At 39.6% G+C, this 21,148-nt stretch carries 20 protein-coding genes; 4 read left to right on the top strand and 16 right to left on the bottom strand.

Annotated features, from left to right (window positions below):
- Nucleotides 1-3: 3 nt before the first annotated feature.
- The 7 genes from NKR21_RS10145 to NKR21_RS10175 form a co-directional block, all read right to left on the bottom strand.
- Nucleotides 4-2,076, bottom strand: coding sequence for a BglG family transcription antiterminator (locus NKR21_RS10145; RefSeq protein ID WP_260851716.1), 2,073 nt, complete (start codon nucleotides 2,074-2,076; stop codon nucleotides 4-6).
- Nucleotides 2,077-2,348: 272 nt separating this feature from the next.
- Entirely contained in the window at nucleotides 2,349-2,789 is a 441-nt protein-coding gene (locus NKR21_RS10150) for a rhs-associated protein (RefSeq protein WP_144456515.1), read from the bottom strand.
- 637 nt (nucleotides 2,790-3,426) lie between these two features.
- The gene (locus NKR21_RS10155; protein ID WP_144456513.1) at nucleotides 3,427-3,843 is read right to left on the bottom strand and encodes a hypothetical protein; all 417 of its coding nucleotides are present in this window, start codon (nucleotides 3,841-3,843) and stop codon (nucleotides 3,427-3,429) included.
- Between the two features lie 130 nt (nucleotides 3,844-3,973).
- Nucleotides 3,974-4,336 (bottom strand): hypothetical protein, encoded by a 363-nt coding sequence (locus NKR21_RS10160; RefSeq protein WP_144456511.1) that lies wholly within the window; start codon nucleotides 4,334-4,336, stop codon nucleotides 3,974-3,976.
- Nucleotides 4,337-4,486: 150 nt separating this feature from the next.
- Complete coding sequence (cdiI, locus tag NKR21_RS10165) at nucleotides 4,487-4,846, bottom strand: ribonuclease toxin immunity protein CdiI (protein ID WP_253602509.1); 360 nt, start codon at nucleotides 4,844-4,846, stop codon at nucleotides 4,487-4,489.
- Nucleotides 4,847-4,865: 19 nt separating this feature from the next.
- Complete coding sequence (locus NKR21_RS10170; RefSeq protein ID WP_186299640.1) at nucleotides 4,866-6,494, bottom strand: T7SS effector LXG polymorphic toxin; 1,629 nt, start codon at nucleotides 6,492-6,494, stop codon at nucleotides 4,866-4,868.
- A 205-nt stretch (nucleotides 6,495-6,699) separates the two neighbouring features.
- Nucleotides 6,700-7,170: a MarR family winged helix-turn-helix transcriptional regulator gene (locus NKR21_RS10175; protein WP_144456507.1), complete on the bottom strand. Its 471-nt coding sequence runs from the start codon at nucleotides 7,168-7,170 to the stop codon at nucleotides 6,700-6,702.
- 118 nt (nucleotides 7,171-7,288) lie between these two features.
- Between NKR21_RS10175 and NKR21_RS10180 the strand changes: the two genes are divergently transcribed.
- Complete coding sequence (locus tag NKR21_RS10180; protein WP_144456505.1) at nucleotides 7,289-8,809, top strand: MDR family MFS transporter; 1,521 nt, start codon at nucleotides 7,289-7,291, stop codon at nucleotides 8,807-8,809.
- 39 nt (nucleotides 8,810-8,848) lie between these two features.
- Here NKR21_RS10180 and NKR21_RS10185 read toward each other — a convergent pair whose 3' ends face one another.
- From NKR21_RS10185 to NKR21_RS10205, 5 genes are all read right to left on the bottom strand, one after another.
- Nucleotides 8,849-9,718 (bottom strand): class II fructose-bisphosphate aldolase, encoded by an 870-nt coding sequence (locus NKR21_RS10185; protein ID WP_003210866.1) that lies wholly within the window; start codon nucleotides 9,716-9,718, stop codon nucleotides 8,849-8,851.
- A 2-nt stretch (nucleotides 9,719-9,720) separates the two neighbouring features.
- The gene (locus tag NKR21_RS10190) at nucleotides 9,721-10,179 is read right to left on the bottom strand and encodes a PTS sugar transporter subunit IIA (RefSeq protein WP_012010167.1); all 459 of its coding nucleotides are present in this window, start codon (nucleotides 10,177-10,179) and stop codon (nucleotides 9,721-9,723) included.
- A 15-nt stretch (nucleotides 10,180-10,194) separates the two neighbouring features.
- Nucleotides 10,195-11,610 (bottom strand): PTS fructose transporter subunit IIC, encoded by a 1,416-nt coding sequence (locus tag NKR21_RS10195; RefSeq protein WP_144456503.1) that lies wholly within the window; start codon nucleotides 11,608-11,610, stop codon nucleotides 10,195-10,197.
- A gap of 12 nt (nucleotides 11,611-11,622) precedes the next feature.
- Nucleotides 11,623-12,537: a 1-phosphofructokinase gene (pfkB, locus tag NKR21_RS10200; protein ID WP_144456501.1), complete on the bottom strand. Its 915-nt coding sequence runs from the start codon at nucleotides 12,535-12,537 to the stop codon at nucleotides 11,623-11,625.
- Nucleotides 12,538-12,667: 130 nt separating this feature from the next.
- Complete coding sequence (locus NKR21_RS10205) at nucleotides 12,668-13,444, bottom strand: MurR/RpiR family transcriptional regulator (RefSeq protein WP_012010170.1); 777 nt, start codon at nucleotides 13,442-13,444, stop codon at nucleotides 12,668-12,670.
- 159 nt (nucleotides 13,445-13,603) lie between these two features.
- On the opposite strand from NKR21_RS10205, the gene NKR21_RS10210 reads away from it, so the two are divergent.
- Nucleotides 13,604-15,010, top strand: coding sequence for a phospholipase D-like domain-containing protein (locus NKR21_RS10210; protein WP_041815589.1), 1,407 nt, complete (start codon nucleotides 13,604-13,606; stop codon nucleotides 15,008-15,010).
- Nucleotides 15,011-15,020: 10 nt separating this feature from the next.
- Here the strand turns inward: NKR21_RS10210 and NKR21_RS10215 are convergent, their stop codons facing one another.
- The 3 genes from NKR21_RS10215 to NKR21_RS10225 are packed head-to-tail and all read right to left on the bottom strand — an operon-like array spanning nucleotide 15,021 to nucleotide 16,647.
- A complete protein-coding gene (locus tag NKR21_RS10215; protein WP_144456499.1) occupies nucleotides 15,021-15,506 on the bottom strand; it encodes a DMT family transporter in 486 nt (161 codons plus the stop codon).
- Nucleotides 15,507-15,527: 21 nt separating this feature from the next.
- On the bottom strand, nucleotides 15,528-16,208 hold the full coding sequence (locus tag NKR21_RS10220) for a Crp/Fnr family transcriptional regulator (protein ID WP_012010173.1): 681 nt from the start codon (nucleotides 16,206-16,208) through the stop codon (nucleotides 15,528-15,530).
- A gap of 13 nt (nucleotides 16,209-16,221) precedes the next feature.
- Complete coding sequence (locus NKR21_RS10225; RefSeq protein WP_012010174.1) at nucleotides 16,222-16,647, bottom strand: DMT family transporter; 426 nt, start codon at nucleotides 16,645-16,647, stop codon at nucleotides 16,222-16,224.
- A 211-nt stretch (nucleotides 16,648-16,858) separates the two neighbouring features.
- On the opposite strand from NKR21_RS10225, the gene NKR21_RS10230 reads away from it, so the two are divergent.
- Nucleotides 16,859-18,286: an aldehyde dehydrogenase family protein gene (locus NKR21_RS10230; protein ID WP_119124965.1), complete on the top strand. Its 1,428-nt coding sequence runs from the start codon at nucleotides 16,859-16,861 to the stop codon at nucleotides 18,284-18,286.
- Between the two features lie 179 nt (nucleotides 18,287-18,465).
- On the opposite strand, the gene NKR21_RS10235 is transcribed toward NKR21_RS10230, so the two are convergent.
- Entirely contained in the window at nucleotides 18,466-19,140 is a 675-nt protein-coding gene (locus NKR21_RS10235) for a hypothetical protein (protein WP_119124966.1), read from the bottom strand.
- A 180-nt stretch (nucleotides 19,141-19,320) separates the two neighbouring features.
- Here NKR21_RS10235 and NKR21_RS10240 point away from each other — a divergent pair, with 180 nt between their 5' ends.
- A complete protein-coding gene (locus tag NKR21_RS10240) occupies nucleotides 19,321-21,141 on the top strand; it encodes an assimilatory sulfite reductase (NADPH) flavoprotein subunit (RefSeq protein ID WP_144456497.1) in 1,821 nt (606 codons plus the stop codon).
- Nucleotides 21,142-21,148 lie beyond the last annotated feature (7 nt).

Genomic DNA, 21,148 nt, shown 5'->3' on the forward strand with positions numbered 1-21,148 from the left:
CCTTTATTGTTGTGAAAATTGATCAACTAGTTTTTGCACCGATGCTAAATCCTTTGCTTCAATCAGTTGTTTCCTCCGTTTTTCATCACTTAACAGCATGGTCAGTTGTTTGAGTGCTTTCAGGTGAGTGATACTGTCAATGGCTGCTAGCACGATGATGAGACGTACCCGTTTTTTTTCATCCTTAGAGAAAAAAACAGGCTGTTCGAATGTCATGAGTGACATGCTTAATTCGTTGACGCCGTCCTCTGGTCTAGCATGTGGAATGGCTACCTGTGGTGCAATGACAATATAAGGTCCATTTTGATCAACGGATTGAATCATGGCCTCCACATAACTTTTCTGAATGGCGTTTTGATCGAGTAAAGGCTGCGCTGCTTTTGAGATGGCTTCTTGCCACGTTTCTGCTGTTTGTTGGAGATCAATTGTGTTTTCTGTTAATAAATCGTTTAACACTGGTTTCCACCCTTTCTGATGGGATACATATGCGGGATGAAGTAGCTCTTTCAGATCTCGAAGCAGTGCTTTTTCATTTTTTACGATGGTATGCTGTTGAATGATGTTGAATAAAGCGTTCATATGCTGCTCGTCAACCTTCGTTTCTAAGCCGTTCCCGTATTGAAGTAATGTTTTTTTCTCATAGGCAGTTAAAATAGGATGAACGAGATGAACTGGTTTTCCTTTAAACGATATAGGTGTTGTGGACACAACAAAGTCGACATCAATAGATGACATTTCTTCATATGACCGCTTCGATAATAGATCACGCACTTCGATATAACCGATCAATTCGATAAGTTGTGTTTTCAGCATGTGACTTGTGCCAATTCCTTCCCCGCAAACAATGTATGCAGAACGCCGCACAATTGGCGAAATCCCTTCTCTTCTCATCCAACCACCAAAATGCATCGCTATGTAAGCAATTTCATGCTCACTTATCTTAGAGCAGGTCGCCTTTTCTAAATGGCATACGACCTTTTGAGTGATGTCAAACACCTCTGGCTGTGTTTTTTTAATAGATTCTGTTAATTCATTGTTGATATCAATGTGATAGATGAGTCTGTAATAGGCAGGGATGAGATGCATGGTTAAGTTTTGCTCCAAGGCTTCGTACTCTTCAAAGGAGATACATGCATACCGCTGAAAATCAAAAATCATTTGTCGAGCAATGGTGCGAATGAGATGCTCCTCTGGATTTTGAGTTGATGGAAGCTTTTGTTTCTTGGCGCTGAGCCATAGCGTGCTAAGAAAATAGATTTCATCATCATGAATTTGAAGACCCGTTTCTTTTTGAATTCGTGCCATAAACCGAATCGCCGCCAAGCATTCATCAGTTTCCTGTAATGTACGCTTTTCTTCGTTTGAAAGGTGTATATCATGTCCTAGCTTCATCCGCTTAAAGTAGAAAAAGAGATCCAAAGACAGCTGATCCAGCATGTCATCAGCAAACTCGAGCTTAAGCTCTTGTTCTGACTGCTCGAGGAGATGTTTTAACCTGTTATATGAAATGGGCCCCTTTAACCAAAAAGATGAAAACGCTTTTTCGTTTTTTATCATGGTGCGAATGGAATGAATATAAGGTTTCAGAGCCAATCGAATCGCTCTTTCTTCTCCTGAAATCAAATAGCCACAGGCTGCCTGATAGTGAAGCGTGAGCTGCTGCTTTGAAAGTGCTTCTTTTAGCTGTTTCATATCTTCAAGCAGTGTATTTCTGCTCACTTTGGTGAGCTTCATCAAGTCATCTATTTTTATATATTTCTCATTGCATGCAATCGATAAGAGCAGGATCGCTCTTCTTTCCTTTACACATAGTTCGTAATCGTGACCGACAAGAATGGTGTCAGCTTTTTGAATAATGACTTCTTTTTCATGTGGGTGTAAGTAGTAGCCAAGTTGATCTTTTCGCTGAACGCTGCTAAGCTGATGCGTTTCCAGCCAGCTATTCATGCGTTTGATTTCAGAGTAGACGGTTCGAGTAGAGACATTCAGTCGATTCTGTAAATCTTCAATTGATAAATAAGATGTCGTGTGAATCAGCATTGATAGTAACGTCGTGCCCCTTCTGGTTAAGTGCAGTTGGAATTCCTCCCTTCTTCTCTTTGGTTATAAGTCTAATCAACTCCCATGCGTGAAAGAAGCCCAAATGTTTTCAGCACGTGCTGTGCAGTGATTGTGTGCTCTTCTCATAGATAAACACACCATTTAAGTGAGCTTTCAGGCTTTTATACAAAGAGACCTTTCTCTTCTTTTACGTGTTTGAGGAACAATAAACACAAAAAACCTTGAATGGTATAAAGCCAATCAAGGTTCTTATCATCTTTTATTTTTACTATATGTGACGCTCAAAATTATTTTTTGTTTAAACTAAATCCAAAATCCAAATAGTCTTCAAATGAAATACAAATACACCAATCGCCTTCTAATGATATAAAGTAGTGGTGCTGCGGGATATCTAAAAAATAGACTAGTAACTCTTCTAGATGTCTTAATTCAAACTGGTAACCAAACTCTGTAAGGTTATCCCCTATGTAAATTACTTGTAAGTTATTAGCTAAATATCTCTCTTTTAATTCAGTTATAAATAGAAGAGCATCAGAAAGTAACGATTCATGATTTGAGCTCTTACTATGATGTTTATTGGTTTGTAACCAATCTATTTTTGAACCAGCAAAATCGAATTTTTGTTCTATTAAATCTAAAAAAATTTTTGGTTTTTTATTTACTTTGACATATTTAAGAAGATCTTTTAATCCCAAATCCTTTATTAGATCTTCATCATAAGAATTCAATACAATTACCTCCTTTATCTAAAATATATTTTTTTAATGGCTTTCTTGTCAAAATCCGTAGGAATTGCTGTTACGTCATTTTGTTGCAATCATTTCAGTGTACAATGCCATTGTAGCTTGCTGATCCGTCTCTGACAAAGCATATTTCGTTTGCGAATGAAAATGCTTTTTTCATCAATTGCTTACCTCCCCTTTTTGTCGAAAATCGTTTACAACAAACAAATCATTTAAAATGAACGCATCCCCCTTCTAAACAGAGCAGCATTCTCTATGTATTATTAGAGGATGATTTTCTGTTTATTGTACCAACTTCATTCTCTTATGAAGAAGTTCGCTGTTAAAGTGGCTTGTTGATTCGTCTTTTATATAAATGTCCTGCTATTTCATTGTTTAACATCTATACTTCTGCAAAGGAATTTCTGATCTATATCAAAGAAACAGATGTAAAGTATCCCCCCTCATTCAAAAAAGCTCCCTATAAAAGCTGTAAGCGCCTACTTTTACTGGTCTTTATCATGCGATGGTCCCCATCCCCTTTTTGGTCGTTTTTTTCTCAATTTGAAGTCCAATAACACAAAAAACCTTGAAAGGCATTAAGCCGATCAAAGTTTTTTTGCGTAATCTCATTAAAAATGATCTAATTTGAATTCATTTTTGAAAGAAAGACTTGAAGAACTACTTTTACTGGTGAATTCGTAGTAGCCAATACACGATTTACACGTTCTAAAATTTGAGGTTGCTTCAATATCAATTTCTTGCCTTCTTCAATTGGGAAGCTTCTCAAAGTATCAATACAAATCTCAAATAATTCGTTATCATTAGTATTCAACAAATCTATTAAAATATTTAACTCATATTCATTGCACTCATTGTCCAGACAATAAGCGATTTTACGCTGCCACTCTATTGGTTTATTAAGTACCTGATTTGATAGTTCTTCCCAGTCGTTTAGGCTAAAATCAGAGAGTATCTCACTAGCAATCAAACACCCTTCACCATACCATGAATCTACTGTTGTATCAGCAGATAAAAGATTATCTAATTCTTTAAACATATTGAGTCCCCTAATTATCAAATTACTCTGAGCACACATTCGAGTACCTACAGCCCAAAAAATTGATCATAAACGAGTAAAATTGAAGAAACTAGCGATGTTAATTTGTTAGTAATTAAGTATCTACTATTTATTTCCACCAGTTGGATGTAATTTCTTTCAAATGGAATTCTATAAAATCAATCACTTTGGTATAGTCATCCGAGTTGAATTCCTCAATAGGATTGTCCCTATCTGTATGTTTAACTAATAGAACAAGGTAGTTACCATCAGAAGATATATCGGGATACCAACCTAAATCCAATGTTATTGATGATTTCTCATGATAAAGTTGTAATAAACCTTCAGTGAACATAAACCATCTATCATCTTCTGTTTCTAACTTTTTAGGGTCAATTTCCCTAAAATTATTATAACGTACAATCCAACCTTCAGTTATTCTTAAAGGATGAATGTTGAATACAGGGACTTCGAGTTTTATTTTCCTTCTCATTTAATTCTAACTTATTCATAAATTTGATAGTAATTTAAGTCCCAATTTATTATTTAGACTATAAATTATCAATTAGATTAATTATATTGTCTTTAATCATTCTACTCATTAATTCCTTAGTTGCTCTACAATTTTCAGAGGTTGCTTTTGTCAATTGGCCAATCTATATTTTTCAAATACCTTCCTTAACACCTCACTAATAGGTTTCTTATCCTGAGGATACTCTGTAATGTACGTGTTACAGGCTTGCTCAAGATAATAGTAGAATGTTTGATAATCAACAATAACCTCATCATCATGAAGTGCAAATAGTACTCCATGAAAGGGCTCCTCGTCGGGTTCCAGATCATTTGGAAATGTGCAATCAACATCGTTAATTCCATAACCTACTCCCGTAGATAAATGCTGAACAATATTTACAAAGCTATCATCAGTAATGGCATTAAAAAAAGCCACCACAGGAAAATGTTCTTCTCTTAACATTTGAGTTTCTGAAATTTTTTTTAACATACTATCTGAATCCCCCCACCTATAATTCAGGATAAAACGAGGTAACTGCCCCATCCTTATCTGTATAACCTCTCCATTTTATACCTTGTCCATCATAACCTTCCCATTCTCTCCCTAAAACACCTTTTGAAGAAGCATTATTTACAGCTTCTTTTCCTCGTTTAATAAAATCTTCATCAGAAATTAACTTAGGATCATAAACAGTTTTATCAAATGGCTTTGCCTTCCATCCAATTTTTTGCCCTGTTTTAGCATCTAAAGAAGAAACTTGGTAAGTTATTTTTTCCACTCCTGGCAAAGCATCATGCTTCTTAACATTTAATATATTTACATCATTTTTCATAAATTCATCTTTGTTATGCGCCCCACCAATTCCTCTTCTCCTTGGAACATTGGTATCAACTTTTCTTATATGATCTTCTAAGCTAGATGAGTACTTAACTTTTTCCCTACCCATAATTCCCATCTTCCCATGATACCCTTTCGCCCCAAACGGCAAAAGCATTCCTAGCGCCGCATTCATACTGGCTTCCTGCTGTTCCTTCGAGATCTTGTTTCCAAACATGTCTCGGCCTGTAATTGCTTCGCTGAAGCCGTTGGTGGCGGTGAGACCATATAAACCTTTTTGCGATATTTTTAGGGCGTCAAAGGATTTTTGCGATGTTTTGTAGATGTCGACTGCTCTGACTGCGGCTGAGGTGGCTTGGGTCGTTTTATAGACGGCTTTTCCGCCTTTGAAAATGCGTCCTGCCCAGCCGACGATTGGAATATATCCTGCGGCTGCCATGCCGCCTGCGGCAACGCGCTGTCCTGCGGTGAGTTCTTCGCCTGTGATCGGGTCAACGCCTGTTGCGGCGCGTTTTGCATCGTTTACGCCTGTCAGTTCATTGACGATATTTCCACCATAATCGAGGGCTTTTTCATACCAAGGACGATTTGCGAGTGCTTCTTGTTCCTTCGCGATCTCGCGGGCTTCTTCTTGTTCTTTTTTGATTTTCAGATATTCAGAAGTTTGTCTCTCAATATCGCTTTTTGCCTTGTAGATTTCGCTATTTTGATACGCTTTCTTGTCAAAATTCATTGGAGAAATCGCTTTTCCATCATTTGTCGCGTTTATCATTTCTGCGTACAATGCCATTGTAGCTTGCTGCTCCGTTTCTGACAAAGCATATTCATCTTTTAAATTTTGATCAAGCTCTCTTAGATCTTTTACTGTCTTTTTTCGCTCGTCTTCCGCATCTGCAATTTTTTCATCAAAGGTTTGACTATCAAATACTTCTAGAGAAATGAGGTCGTCGATGTCTTGAAAAATGGTCTTAAGCGCCTTTTTTTGATCCTTTACAATGCTTTTGGCGTTTTTGATGCCCATATGTACTGCGTTATCTAAAAAGTGTTCTTCTACAAAGGTATCGCCGCCAAAGTTTGTATCATCCAGTGTTCCAGAGACACCTTCATGAAAGGCTTTTTGCTTATCAATGAAGCTGATAAACATGTCTACATTTCCGGCGAGCTCTTTGTAGAAGCTTTTAATGTTATCGGCACCTTTACCCGTAAAATCATCACCGAGGTTTGCCATGCCTTGAAGTGTCTTTTTTAAATCGACCATTTGTTCTCGTAGTTCCTGATAGTGTTTTGCCCTTGCGTCCATGGCATTTGTTAGTGCTTTTGCATCAAGTATCTTCCCCAGAAGAATTCACTCCTTCCTATTCATTGACAAGGTCAATTTTACCAATACAAAGTTTGTCATTAAATAGGAATATAGATACAAAAACAGTACTTAATATGTAAATGATCAGATTCGTATTCTCTCTATTTTATTTCAAAGAAAAGCATATCCTTAACATCGTGCTCTCTTACGATTTAGACTTAAGCAATTGTAGCTCTTGGTCCATAATATCTGCTGCTTCGTTAATAAATTGAATGATTAAGTCTAATTCTTTTCGTTTGTATTCGTTTGTGAGCTGTTTAGTCGAAGCCGATAAAGATTGAAAGAGTTCTTTTACTTGTGATTTCCCTGCCGTTAATGGAACGATGATAACTCTTCGTTTATCTTTTGGGTCCTTTTCTCTTTTGGCGTAGCCCGCTTTTTCAAGGCGGTCAATCAGAGCAGTGACCGCACCGGAGCTAAGACCTGTTTTTTCACTTAATTCTCCTGCTGTGAGAGGACCAAGTTCGTTTAATAAATCGGCTGATTTCAGGTCTGTTGTAAAAAGGCCAAGGGATTGTGCGGCCGCTTGGTGGAATAAAACCGTTCGTGTGGCGAGACGCCTCATTGTATGGATGATCAGGTCTGCTTTGTCTTCTGCGTCGTTCTTTATTGACAACTTGTTCTCCTCCCTTTAAAATAAATTATCTTGATCATCAAGATAAATGTTCTCTTACTTTATATTTAAGTTGATCATAGCAAAAATAAGAAGAGAACGTAAGCAGGGGGTAAATGAAATGAATCATGTGGATAAAGGTAAGGCATCCACTCGCTTTGTTGTCATCGGTTTGCTGTTAGGAATTTTCATGGCAGCGATGGATAATACCATTGTTGCAACAGCGATGGGAAGCATCGTAGCAGATTTGGGCAGTTTTGATAAATTTGCTTGGGTGACGGCTTCTTATATGGTGGCAGTAATGGCTGGAATGCCGATTTATGGAAAGCTTTCTGATATGTATGGTCGAAAGCGTTTTTTTCTGTTTGGACTTATTTTCTTTTTAATTGGATCTGCGCTGTGCGGTATCGCACAAACGATGGATCAACTCATTATTTACCGAGCCATTCAAGGGCTTGGAGGCGGTGCCCTTCTTCCAATCGCGTTTACAATCATCTTTGATATCTTCCCGCCTGAAAAGCGCGGAAAAATGTCCGGTATGTTTGGTGCAGTGTTTGGTTTATCGAGTGTACTAGGACCACTTTTAGGAGCTATTATCACAGATTCGATCGGTTGGCACTGGGTTTTCTATATTAACGTACCAATCGGTATTGTTAGTGTGTTCTTGATTGCCAGATACTACCGGGAATCGCTGGAACATCGGAAGCAGAAAATTGACTGGTCAGGTGCTATCACACTTGTCGTGGCGGTTGTGAGCTTGATGTTCGCTCTTGAGCTTGGCGGTAAATCTTATGCGTGGGATTCAGTGCAAATCCTCACACTTTTTGCTGTATTTCTTGTGTTCGGTACTATCTTCTTTATTGTTGAGCGTAAAGCGGAGGAACCGATTATTTCATTTTGGATGTTTAAAAATCGTTTATTTGCGACATCTCAAATTTTGGCGTTCTTATATGGCGGAACATTTATTATTCTTGCCGTCTTCATTCCTATTTTCGTTCAGGCGGTGTACGGCGAATCTGCGACAAGTGCAGGATTCATTTTAACGCCGATGATGATTGGGTCTGTCATTGGCAGTATGATTGGTGGAACGATGCAGACGAAAGTGCCTTTCAGACGTCTTATGGCGATCTCTGTTATCTCATTTTTCGCTGGAATGCTGCTGCTTGCCAATATGTCACCTGATACAGCTAGACTTTGGCTCACAATCTTTATGATGATATCAGGCTTTGGTGTCGGCTTCAGCTTCTCCCTTCTGCCGTCAGCTTCAATGAATGATCTTGCCCCTCGTTACCGAGGCAGTGCCAACTCGACCAATTCATTTATGAGATCACTAGGGATGACACTTGGTGTCACGATTTTTGGGACGATTCAAACCAATGTCCTATCGAATCGCTTAGCAGATGCCTTTAGCGGAATGAAAGGAGCCTCTTCTCAAATAGGCGATCCACAAGCCATTTTCCAAGAAGGTGCCCGTTCACAAATTCCGTCTGATATTTTAAATAAAGTCATCGATGCGATGTCCCAAAGTATTACGTACGTATTTTTGATTGCGTTATTCCCTATTGCCCTTGCAGCAATTACGGTCCTGTTTATGGGAAATGCACGTGTACGCACTTCAAATGAAATGAAAGAAAACGAATAATGTGAAAAAGCAGAGCTTAAGTGGCTCTGCTTTTTTGTTTCACTGATAGAGAGGATGGGCTTTACCCTCACTGCCTACGATACGTATTTTCGATGTGACCATATCTTTTGCTGCTTGTTTTGCTTTTTGTAAATACATCCGTGGATCTAAGCTTTCCGGTTCGTTTGAGAAATGGTCACGGATGGCTTCAGAGTACGCATTTTTTAATTCAGTAGAGACATTGACCTTTGCCATACCAAGAGCCACACATCGTCTGACGTCTTCATCCGGAACAGCGGAACCGCCGTGCAGCACAAGGGGAACATCAACAAGCGATGCAATTTGTTCAATACGGTCAAAGTCAATATCCGGCACCCCTTTATAAATGCCGTGTGCCGTACCAATTGCAGGCGCTAAAGTTGGTACACCAGTTTCTTCTACAAATTGACGGCATTCTGATGGAATGGCTTTTTCAGCATCCTTTTCATCGACAACGATATCATCTTCGACACCGCCTACCTTACCTAATTCTGCTTCAACATTTACCCCTACTTTTAATGCGAGGTCTACCACTTCTTTTGTGCGGCGAACATTTTCTTCATATGAGTGCATCGATGCATCGATCATGACAGATGTATATCCCGCTCGAATACAGGTGAGAATCACATCAAAATCCGTACAGTGATCGAGGTGCAGGCCGATTGGTATTTGATATTGATCAGCCGCAGCCTTGACTGTATCTGCAATCGCTTTTGCTCCAAGAGATTGAACGGTTCCAACCGTTGTTTGCAATATGACAGGTGATTTTAATTCTGCGGCCGTTTCGAGCACCCAATAAATACTGTCAAAGGAATGTACGTTGAATGCAACGATTCCGTATTTTTCTTTTTTCGCAGTCTCAAGCATTGGTGTTGTTGATAGTAAAGGCATGATCAAACATCCTCTCTCGTTAAAATATCTGTTTCTAAAACAGTCAGCATGTCTTCATTTGTTCTTGTTTCTAGCAGCTTTTGGCGTTTCGCTTCATCCATTAATCCTCGAGAAAGGGCAGAAAGAGCCTTTAGATGAGTGGTCCCTGCTTCACTTTTGGGGATCAGTAAGGATAAGAAGAAAAAGCAAGGCTTCCCATCAAAAGCGTCCCATTCAATACCTGTTTCCGTGCGTACGATCACGAGTGCTGGTTTTGTGATGGCGTCTGTTTGTGTATGCGGAATCGCAAATCCATCTTGAAATCCAGTTGTGCTCAGTGCTTCTCTTTCAGCTAAGCCTTTTTTAACATCCTCTGGTGATGTACAAATACCTGCTTTGTAAGCAATGTCAGCAATGGCTGCGAAAACGCCAGCCTGTGACGACGCGGTTTCATGAAGATTCATATAAATATGTTCCATCATTTCTCTTCCTCCCTATTAAACTGCGGGTTTGTCTATTTTTTTACGATAAAGTCCGTATAGAATCGCACCTACAAGTGATCCGATCAGTATGGATAGGACCCACTGGAATGCACCTGTGACGACTAGAAGGACAAGGAACCCGCCATGCGGAGCTGGAACCTGTACGCCAAAGAGATACGTCAATATAGCAGAGATGGCGGAACCAAACATGATAATTGGCAGGACAACGACTGGGTTTTTGGCTGCAAATGGGATGGCCCCTTCTGTTATATGTGTCGCTCCTAGAATATAGTTGATCGCCCCTGCATTTCGTTCTTGCGGTGTGAAATGTTTTCGGAAAATCGTTGTGGCAATCGCAATGATAAGTGGCGGTGTGATACATGCTGCTGACACACCTGCCATGAAGTAAAGGTTACCTTCTGCAAGTAAAGCCGTTCCTGTAACATAGGCTGCTTTGTTAAAAGGTCCTCCCATATCAAATCCACACATCGCTCCAACAATTAAACCTAAGAGCAGTGGATTCGTGGATTGAACTGCTGAAAGAAAATCCATTAATGAATTATTTAAGCCTGTGATTGGAACTAATAGAGGTGTCATCACAGCCCCAATTAAGAAAATACCAATGACAGGATAGATGAAGATTGATTTTAATCCATCAAGTGATGCAGGTAATTTTTGAAGTAGGAATTGAAGAAGTACGATAATATACCCTGCTGCAAAACCTGCGATAATACCACCTAAGAATCCAGCGCCTCCATCGTTTGCAAGCAAGCCGCCGATAAATCCGACAACCATCCCTGGGCGTTTGGCGATTGAATCAGCGATAAATGCTGCTAAAATAGGCACCATTAAGCTAAAGCCGAGTCCGCCAATATTTTTCAAGTAGGCAGCAAACGGATGATACGTTTCATGCTGAGGATCAGCTGAGTAAATACCGAATAGAAAAGATAAAGCAATTAAGACCCCGCCCCCAACAACAAATGGAAGCATGTGTGATACACCGTTCATTAAATGTTTGTAGATGGTGTGTATCCACTTATTCGACGACTTTTGTTGAGATGGTGAAGGCGCAGATGTTTTTTCTGTTCCAGAAGCTCTTCCTTTCACTTGATGAACGGGCGCTTCTCCATTGATAATGCCTTGGATCAATTCATTTGGCGTGCGGATTCCCTTCGCTACAGGCACTTCAATCAGTGGTTTGCCGTGAAAACGATCTGTATTCACATCTTTGTCAGCTGCGACAATGACCCCGTCTGCCTCCAGAATGTCTTGATCAGTTAAAGCGTTTTCAATTCCTACTTGACCGTGCGTTTCGACTTTGATGTCTACCCCTAGTTGCTCAGCAGCTATTTTTAATGCCTCAGCTGCCATAAACGTGTGTGCAATGCCTGTTGGACAGCCAGTTGCAGCGACTATTTTTTTGCGGCTCATGTCTATTCCCCCTTATATCTTGTCAATGTGTACTTGATCAATTAATGAATGAATGTCATGTAAATCACTTAAGCCTTTAGAAAATGCAGTAGATGCGCCTGTTGCAATGCCGTAACGTAAGCATTCTTCCAGTGAATGACCTTCAAGCTGTTTACTAAGAAAGGCTGCGAGCATTGCATCTCCAGAGCAAGCTGTGTTTACCACAGTGCCTGTTGGCGCGTTTCCTTTTAAGACAGCGTCTTTCGTAATGAACAAAGCCCCTTCTCCCCCGCGGGAAATCAGCACTTGCTCTGCACCCATCTCAATGAGTTTTTCTCCTGATTGAATGAGTTCTTTTTCTGACATAGGATGTGTTTTGCCGAAAAAAGTAGCGATTTCTTCTTCATTCGGTTTTAATAAATAAGGCTTGTATTGAAGTGTCTCAAGAACTGCCGCGGAGCTTGTGTCTAAAATAAACTTCACGTTGTTCTGATGACAAATAGCTGCTACTTCTGAAAAAATGCTGGCTGGTACGCCCTTTGGCAGGCTGCCTGACATAATCAGGATGTCCCCCTGCGGGATGGCCGCTATTTTTTCACGAAAGGCGTGAAGTGCTTTTTCTTCAATCGCCGGTCCTTGGTTCACGAGCTTGTATTCTTCTGTTGTATTAATAAAAACATTAATGCGTGTAATTCCTTCAACTGAGATAAAATCAGTTTGAATAGAAAGGTCCTTTAAGGATTGTTCAATATAAGAGCCTGAAAACCCAGCAATAAATCCTAATGCAGTGCTTGTGAATCCATATTTCTTTAGCATAATGGAGACATTGACTCCCTTGCCATTTGGCTGATAATCTTCATCTTCTGTGCGGTTGACTGCATTTGCCTTCATTTCTTTTAATGCAATATATAGGTCAATCGCAGGATTTAAGGTGCAGGTATATATCAATTGGTTTCACCTTCTTTCTTTTCTCTAAAGAAAGTATCTCATACGCTGGAGTGAAAATGTTTTCAGATTGTGTAAAGGTTTTCATCATAAAAAGCCTTCCAGATCAAAGTCTCGAAGGCTTTTTTATCGGTTATTTCATTCGAATCACGTAGGCATCTAGTAAAATGCGGGCGATGACATGAAGAGACAGGCGCGATCTGACCTCATAATCTGGAAAGAAAGACTGTTCGCCTTTATATCCGACTAGAGTCATATCTGATATTTTACTTAATGTAGAATCTATTCTTGTTGTGACGGTAATGGTCGTGACTTGCTTCATGCTAAGATTTTGACACGCTTCAACGAGCTCTGCTGTTTCACCATTTAATGAAACAAAGATCGCAAGTTCGTTTTTATCGATGTCTCTTGATTTCAGCCGAATGATATTCGGGTCGTCGTGCACTTCGCATGTTTTTCCGATGAGCTGTAATTTAATGGTCATTTCTTTGGCAATCATTTCTGAGAAGCCTCTACCGAAAATATAAATTTTCTCGGCATTATGTATTTTTTGAACGGCATCTTCAATTTGCCCAATACTTTGCAGCTGGATCGTCTTTAAAACCTCTTCTTCATTTTTCCGAATCGCTAGTTTGATGTCTTCATCAATATTTTTGAGCTGGTCGCTTGCATCCGTCATTTTCTTTTCTTGTTTCAATCGATATTTAAAGGATGTATAGCCATTGTAGCCAATTTTTTTCATCAGTCTGACAATTGTGGCTGTCGACACATTCGCCCTTTCACTCAATGTGACGATGGATAAGGTGGAGATATCCTCTAAATGCTGGTGAATATAATGGAGTAAATAACGTTCTGTTTCACTTAATGTTTGATATACTTCGCTTGGAATGTTAAATAGTGGTTCATTCAATTCGATTCCCCCTTACTCATTTCATACTATAATTAATTACCCAATAAAAACAAGCTGATTCTTTTGTCATATATTTTATTAGATAGCCAAAATGAGTGAAATTTGAATTTTGACATACACTAAGGAAAAGTTGTGTCTGTGTGAAAGGAGCTGATCATGATGCTTCATCTTTTGTTTTATCTCATCCTTCTTTATGTTGTCTATGTATTTTTGACCGCATTTGTTTTGTTTTACTTACCGGTTCGAAAAACATGCAAAGAACATTGCATTTATAAAGCCTCTTCTATCTCAGGAGACGATCAGGGGACAAATCAAGTGATGCTTCTTGACGACGGGTTTGAATCTGGTCAGGTGAGGGTCCAAATGATTCGTGAGGCAAAGAAGATCATCCGCCTCAGTTACTACTCTATTCAAAAGGGAAAAACAGCCGAGTGGACATTAGGTGCTTTAATTGAAGCAGCTGATCGAGGTGTGAAAGTGCAATTGTTGTTAGATGGCATCTGTCACAGTTTGCGCGGGCCGCTGAAGCATTTACGCTATGCGGTAGCAAATCACCCTAATATGGCGATTCGTTTTTATGAGCCCTTTCGTTTGTTCAAACCATGGACGTGGCATAATCGGCTACACGATAAGCTAATACTAGCAGATGGCCGAGTGGCTGTGATGGGCGGAAGAAATATTGGTGATAAATACTTTGCAGATCAGCCGCCGAAAGACTTTGCTTTTGACCGAGATGTGCTGCTCTATAACGCAAAAAAAGGAAAAGTGTTAGATGAAATGGAGCAATATTTCGTTTATTTATGGAATCATGATTTTACGAAAAGAACAAAAGATGTGTTTTCCAAGGCAAAAGCAAAAAAAGGGTTAAAGCTAAGAAAACAGCTGCTCAGATCATACCAAGAAGCCGTGCGCACGAAAGAACCTTTTGTGATGTCGTCTTTTAATTGGGCAGCAGATACCACTTCTGTGAAACAGATTGCCTTTTTTACAAATCCTGTGGAACGGTTTAATAAGCGGCCACTTGTGCTGAAAAAACTGAACGATCTTGCGCACCGGGCAAAGCGTTCTGTGCTCATACAGACGCCTTATGTCATTCCAACACGCCCGATGAAATCCGGACTCACTCCCTTACCTAATGAGATCCAGACGACAGTGGTGACGAATTCTCTTACGGCGACGCCAAATCCATTAGCCTTTGCTGGATATTTAAGTACAAAAAAGGAATTGATGAAAACAGGCGTTCATTTGTATGAATACGAAGGTCCATATTCCATTCATGCGAAATCAATGGTGATTGATGATTATTTGAGTATTATTGGGACATATAACTTAGATGCGAGGTCTAGTTTTTTAAACACTGAGTCAATTTTGGTCATTGACAGTGCCCCGTTTGCGTTATCACTTACACAAGCAATTGAACGAAAAATTGCCTATAGTTATCTCGTTGCTAAAGATCGAACTGTCTACCAGACGAACGCTTATGGACAGAAAAAAAAGCCTTTGATGAAAAGGCTCCTGTTAAATGGATTATCCGCGATAACGGTTTTATGGCGGCGATTGATATAAAGTAGGGCAGCTACTCTTGTGGCAGCCCTTTTTCTTGCGATTGATCTGTTTCTGCAGACTCCAATTTGGTTAATTTAAACACCAAGATGCCAGCAACAATCACCATAACACCTAAAAGTTTTGTTAAAGAAAATTCTACTTTTTCTAATCCAAGCCAGCCAAGTGAATCAAACAAAAGCGCGCAGCCCAGCTGTGACGTGAGGACAATCGAGATGCCATAAGTCGGTCCAAGATGTTTAATACTCTGAACAAGACAAATGACCACACCTACCCCAATGGCCCCACTGATCCAGTACCACGCTTCCATATGTCTTAATCGAAACATGCCAGTTCCCTCTAGTAAGAGCCCCATCAGGAGTGAAGCAATAAAGCCCATTCCAAGAACGAGGGTTGTAGTTGACCAAGAGCCTGTTTTTTCATTGACCTTACTATTAAAAATGGTTTGTAAGCTGACGAGTGCGCCAGCCGTAATGGCTAATACTATTCCTATGATCATATAAAAATCCCTTCATTTCCTTTATTCATAAATGTTGTGCTCTGCTATTTCTAGGAGCCCTTTACGATCAGAAATCGTAATATTTCCTCTCCGCCTTTCTATCAATCCTTTTTCACAGAATTGCTGAATGACTCGGTTAATATGACGGTAGCTTGTACCGATTAAACTTGCCGCATCAGTGAGACGAAGGGCGCTTGCGCTTTCATCACTTGTGACAACAGATAATAAGTAGCTTGCAAGCCTGACCTCTACAGGATATAACAGGTGGAAACTTAAATCGTTTGATTTTGTATAAAATTTGTTTGTGATCCCTTTTAGCAGAAAATTTAACACGCGCGGGTCATCCTTCGCATGGCGCATGAGCGCTTGATGAGAAACCCTTAACATATGTACTTCTGTGACCGCTTCGACTGTATTGACCATGTCAGTCTGCTGAACGTATTCAATATCTCCAATCGCTTCAAGGGGATGTTTGAAGCTAAGAATAAAGGTTTTTCCTTCTTTTGTTGTTGTGAAAATCTTTAATTTTCCTTTCACTAACAAGTACAGGTACTCCCTCTTATCTCCTTTTGAACAAACGAGCTCCCCTTGCTCATAGCGACACAAACTTACGTGTGACATAAGCTTTTGATGAAAGACACTTTCTAATTGATGTGCCTTCATATAATAGGCAAAAAGAGATTCATCATGAAGCTCCTCCATCTGATGCCCTCCTTTATAGTTTTAAAATGATCACCCCTGTGACCATCAATAAAATTCCAGCATAATGAGGCCATTTCATTTTCTTCTTCTGTACACCAAACCACCCTTTTGCATCGATTGCAAAGGTAAAAGCAAGCTGTGCAATCAGTAACGCTGCGATAGTGAGTGTCACGCCGATAATTTGAATCGCAGTGACTTCATTAAAAATAATAATCGCAGCAAATGCGCCGCCTATTAAATAAAGTGGCTGCACCTTCCGATATTCCCTGAAGTGTCCGTCTCGTACGATGAGTAAAATGACGAGCGAGATGATAAAGCCGGTTAGCTGCGTGATGGTGGCTGCCTGCCATGTGCCGATATCCTGGCTAATTCTTGCGTTGGCTACGCCTTGTAGTGTAATACAAGCGCCTCCTAATAAAGCGAAAATAACACCTTTCATTCGTTCAAAAGCTCCTTCTTTTTTCAGTCTATTACCATTAAATGATACATGCCCGCCGGTTGAAAAGGACATATGTCCCACTTTGCGTATTATATCAAAAACTTTTTCTTTTGCAGTTTGTTCGTTTTAGATTTTTCACAGTGGGTACAGTTTTATATCAGCTGAAAACAGAATATTGAATGAATCACATACAAAAAGGAGACATGTCAGAATGAGAAATCAAGAGAAACATTTTATTAACGGAGAATGGGTTGCATCAACTGGAAACGAAACGACAGAGGTCATCAATCCTGCAACAGAAGAGGTTATTGGCACGATTAGTTTAGGAACAAAAGAGGATTTAGATAAGGCAGTCAAAGCAGCTCGTTCCGCCTTCCCTTCTTTCTCAAAAACATCTCGAAATGAACGAGTAAAAATGCTGGAAAACATTGTGCGCGGCTATGAAAAACGCAAAGATGAACTTGTAGAAGTGATGACACAAGAGCTCGGTGCACCGCTAAAAGTATCAGAAGAAGTTCATTATAAAATGGGCTATGAACATTTTTCTAAAGCGGCGGAAGCACTTAAATCTTATACATTTACCGAAGATCGCGGCGGACATACCATTATAAAAGAAGCGATTGGCGTCAGTGGGTTGATTACACCGTGGAACTTCCCGACGAACCAGACATCCCTTAAAATCGCAGGAGCCATTGCGGCAGGCTCAACAGTTGTCTTAAAGCCAGCGGAAATTACACCATTTGCTGCAATGATTCTTGCAGAAATTATTGATGAAGCTGGTGTACCGAAAGGGGTTTTCAACTTAGTAAACGGAACGGGAGACGTGATTGGAGACGGCATTAGCTCACATCCTGATATTGACTTTGTTTCATTTACTGGGTCAGGTGCTGTTGGCTCTAAAATTATGGAAAACGCAGCGGACAATGTGAAGAAAGTCGCTCTTGAGCTTGGCGGGAAATCCCCTCTTATCGTCTTAGATGATGCAGACGTGGATGTGGCAGCTGAAACTGCCATTCAGCATATTGCGATGAATACTGGTCAAGTGTGTTCTGCAGCTACACGTGTGCTGATTCCAGAATCAATGAAAGATCAGTTTGAAAAAGCGCTACTGAACGCCCTACCGAAGTTTACAGTTGGTGATCCGAGAGAAGATCATGCTACAGGTCCGCTTGTATCTAAAAAACAATGGGATACCGTGCAATCTTATATTGAAAAAGGAATCGAAGAAGGTGCTACCCTTCTTGCTGGGGGAACTGGAAAGCTAGACGGAATCGATAAAGGATATTTCGCCAAGCATACCATTTTCACCAATGTGAAAAATGACATGACCATTGCACAAGAAGAAATCTTTGGCCCAGTCATGAGTGTCATCACGTATCAGAATCTTGATCATGCTCTTGAGATCGCCAATGATACAGTGTATGGTCTTGCAGGGTATGTTGTGGGAAAAGATGAAAAAACATTAAAATATGTCGCTGAACATATTCGCGCTGGCCAAATCACCATTAACAATGCCGAAACAGATTACTTTGCCCCATTTGGCGGCTTTAAGCAATCAGGTATCGGAAGAGAATGGGGAGACTTCGGTATCGAGGAATATTTAGAAGTAAAAGCTGTGATGGGACTTCCAACGGCGTAATTTGAGAAAGGAGAAAAACCTTAGGGTTGTTCTCCTTTCTTTATTTAACAATAAGAACCCAGTTCGAATTTTAAGAACATCTCATACTCTCCTATTTATTCTTATCCATAATGATTAGATCATGATAATACTTATTAATAAGAAGAGTATTATTTGATGAATAATCGAGGATTTAATTTTCAACCAATTCCCAAAGTTACTTCAACTTCTTTAATATGATCTAATTCATAGAACATAAAAAATTCAGCTTCTTTTCGATTTGGAGATTTCATCAAAATCTCTAAACGATCAGAATAATAACCAAAAGAGATTACTTTCCAATCCATAGCTCTGATCTTTTGCAATTGTTTATAATCCTCTTGGAATTTTTCCTCTCGCTTTAATTTCATAACATATATTTCATCAATTAAATTGAAAAGTTTATTTGTTTTGGAAACATCAAATCTTCTAATGAGAAGAACAATAAAAACCACTATTAAAATACTTGAAGCAAAATATAAATAAGTTTCAAATATATTGACTGAAAGTTTATCAAAATCATTTTGTAGCTTATGTGAGCTATCTAGTAATTTCGAATCGTTAGAATTGTATTTTCTTGAAATAAAATTTAACCCAAAGTTAAAATATGAATTAAAGAAAGAATTCAAAAATAAAAATATTGGCACAATTGTTATTGTAATAATCGAAGCTTTTGTAGAAAAGTTGGCAGCTCTTTCATATTTATCTTTCGCATAAATTCGAAAATCTGCAACTTGACTCAGATTTAATTTTTCTAATTCTTTTCTATGGATAGACACCTTCTTTGCTAATTTAAATTTAACTTTTGGATCTTCCAAATCTCTAATAATACTCATATTACCTCCTTGACTAAACAAATTCATTTCACCATGCAAAGCTATTAATAATCTTAATCATGACAATCAACATTATATATTTTACTTAATGGCAAACTTTCGGTAAAGTTCAAATTGAACCTATATATATAATTCCTATCGAATTAATCTATGTTTATATTCCTTGTGAGGTGGATATCGTTGCAACTTCATGTATTGAACAGTCCTTTTAGTCAGCAGCAGGCAGACTTGCTCAATCAGCTGCTTCCGACTTTAACAGATCAACAAAAAATTTGGCTTACCGGTTATTTATCAGCACAAGCAGCTCTAGCCGGATCAGAAACAGCTACTCAATCCCCTTCTCCTTCTGCCGCAGCACCTGCGCAGCCTGTCAGTAAAGATGTGACCGTCCTTTATGGCTCACAAACAGGTAATTCTGAAGGATTAGCGAAAAGGACAGCACAGCATCTTGAGGAGAAAGGTTTTCAAGTGACGCTCTCTTCTATGTCAGATTTTAAACCGAATAATCTGAAAAAAATACACAATTTACTGATGATCGTCAGCACACATGGCGAGGGAGATCCGCCTGACAATGCTCTGTCTTTCCATGAATATGTCCATGGTAGACGTGCGCCAAAGCTCGATCATTTAAGCTTTTCTGTTCTATCGCTTGGCGACAGCTCCTACGAATTCTTCTGTCAGACTGGAAAAGAATTTGATGAGCGCTTCAAAGAACTTGGCGGAACGCGCCTGACAGATCGAGTGGATTGTGACCTTGATTATGATGAGCCGTTTTCTGAATGGCTTCAAGGGGTGACAGCTTCACTTAGCGAAGGTGAAGCCGCAGCATTCACGCAAGAATCAGCGGCAGAAAACAGCGAAACAACAGTTTCTGAATACTCAAGAACGAATCCTTTTTATGCGGAAGTGCTTGAAAATATCAACCTAAATGGCCGCGGCTCTAACAAAGAAACCCGCCATTTGGAGCTTTCACTTGAAGGGTCAGGACTTGTTTATGAACCGGGTGACAGTCTTGGAATTTATCCAACAAATGATCCTACGCTTGTTGATGAACTGATCACGACATGCGGATGGAATGCAGACGAAGCCGTAACTGTTCATAAAAACGGTGAGACTCTTCCTTTAAAAGAAGCACTCACCTCACATTTTGAGATTACAGTGTTAACAAAACCTCTTCTTCAAAAATTGGCGGACTTGACGAAAGATGAAGCCCTCCATGCCCTTTTAAAAGAAGGAAATGAAGAAAAGTTAAAAGCGTATATAGCAGGAAGAGATTTAGTCGATGCTGCGCGGGATTTCGGTCCTTTTGAAGGAACAGCCGCAGACTTCACTGCGATTTTAAGAAAAATTCCTGCCCGCCTTTATTCAATTGCAAGCAGTCTAAAAGCGAATGAAGAAGAAGTTCACTTGACGATCGGTGCCGTGAGATATGATGCGCATGGGAGAGAACGTCAAGGGGTCTGCTCCATCCTCTGTGCAGAGCGCTTAGAACCAGGTGATACACTGCCTGTTTATATTCAGCACAATCAAAACTTTAAGCTTCCTGAAAACCCTGATGCTCCGATCATTATGGTGGGACCAGGCACAGGTATTGCCCCTTTTCGTTCGTTTATGCAGGAACGAGAAGAAATCGGTGCAAGCGGAAAATCGTGGTTATTCTTCGGTGATCAGCACTTTGTGACGGACTTCTTATATCAAACCGAATGGCAAAAGTGGTTAAAAGATGGCGTCTTAACGAAAATGGATGTGGCTTTTTCAAGAGATTCAGAGGAAAAAGTATATGTTCAGCATCAAATGAAGAAGCAAAGTAAAGAATTATTCGAATGGGTAGAGCAAGGTGCCTCTGTATATGTTTGCGGAGATGAAAAGCATATGGCGCATGATGTTCATCATACTCTTCTATCGATTATTCAAGAAGAAGGTGCGATGAGCAAAGAGAAAGCAGAAAGCTATCTAGCTAACTTGCAGCAGCAAAAACGCTATCAGCGCGACGTATATTAATGGACTT

It is taken from the genome of Bacillus sp. 1735sda2 (assembly GCF_024159245.1).
In the GTDB taxonomy this organism is placed as follows: domain Bacteria; phylum Bacillota; class Bacilli; order Bacillales; family Bacillaceae; genus Bacillus; species Bacillus pumilus_O.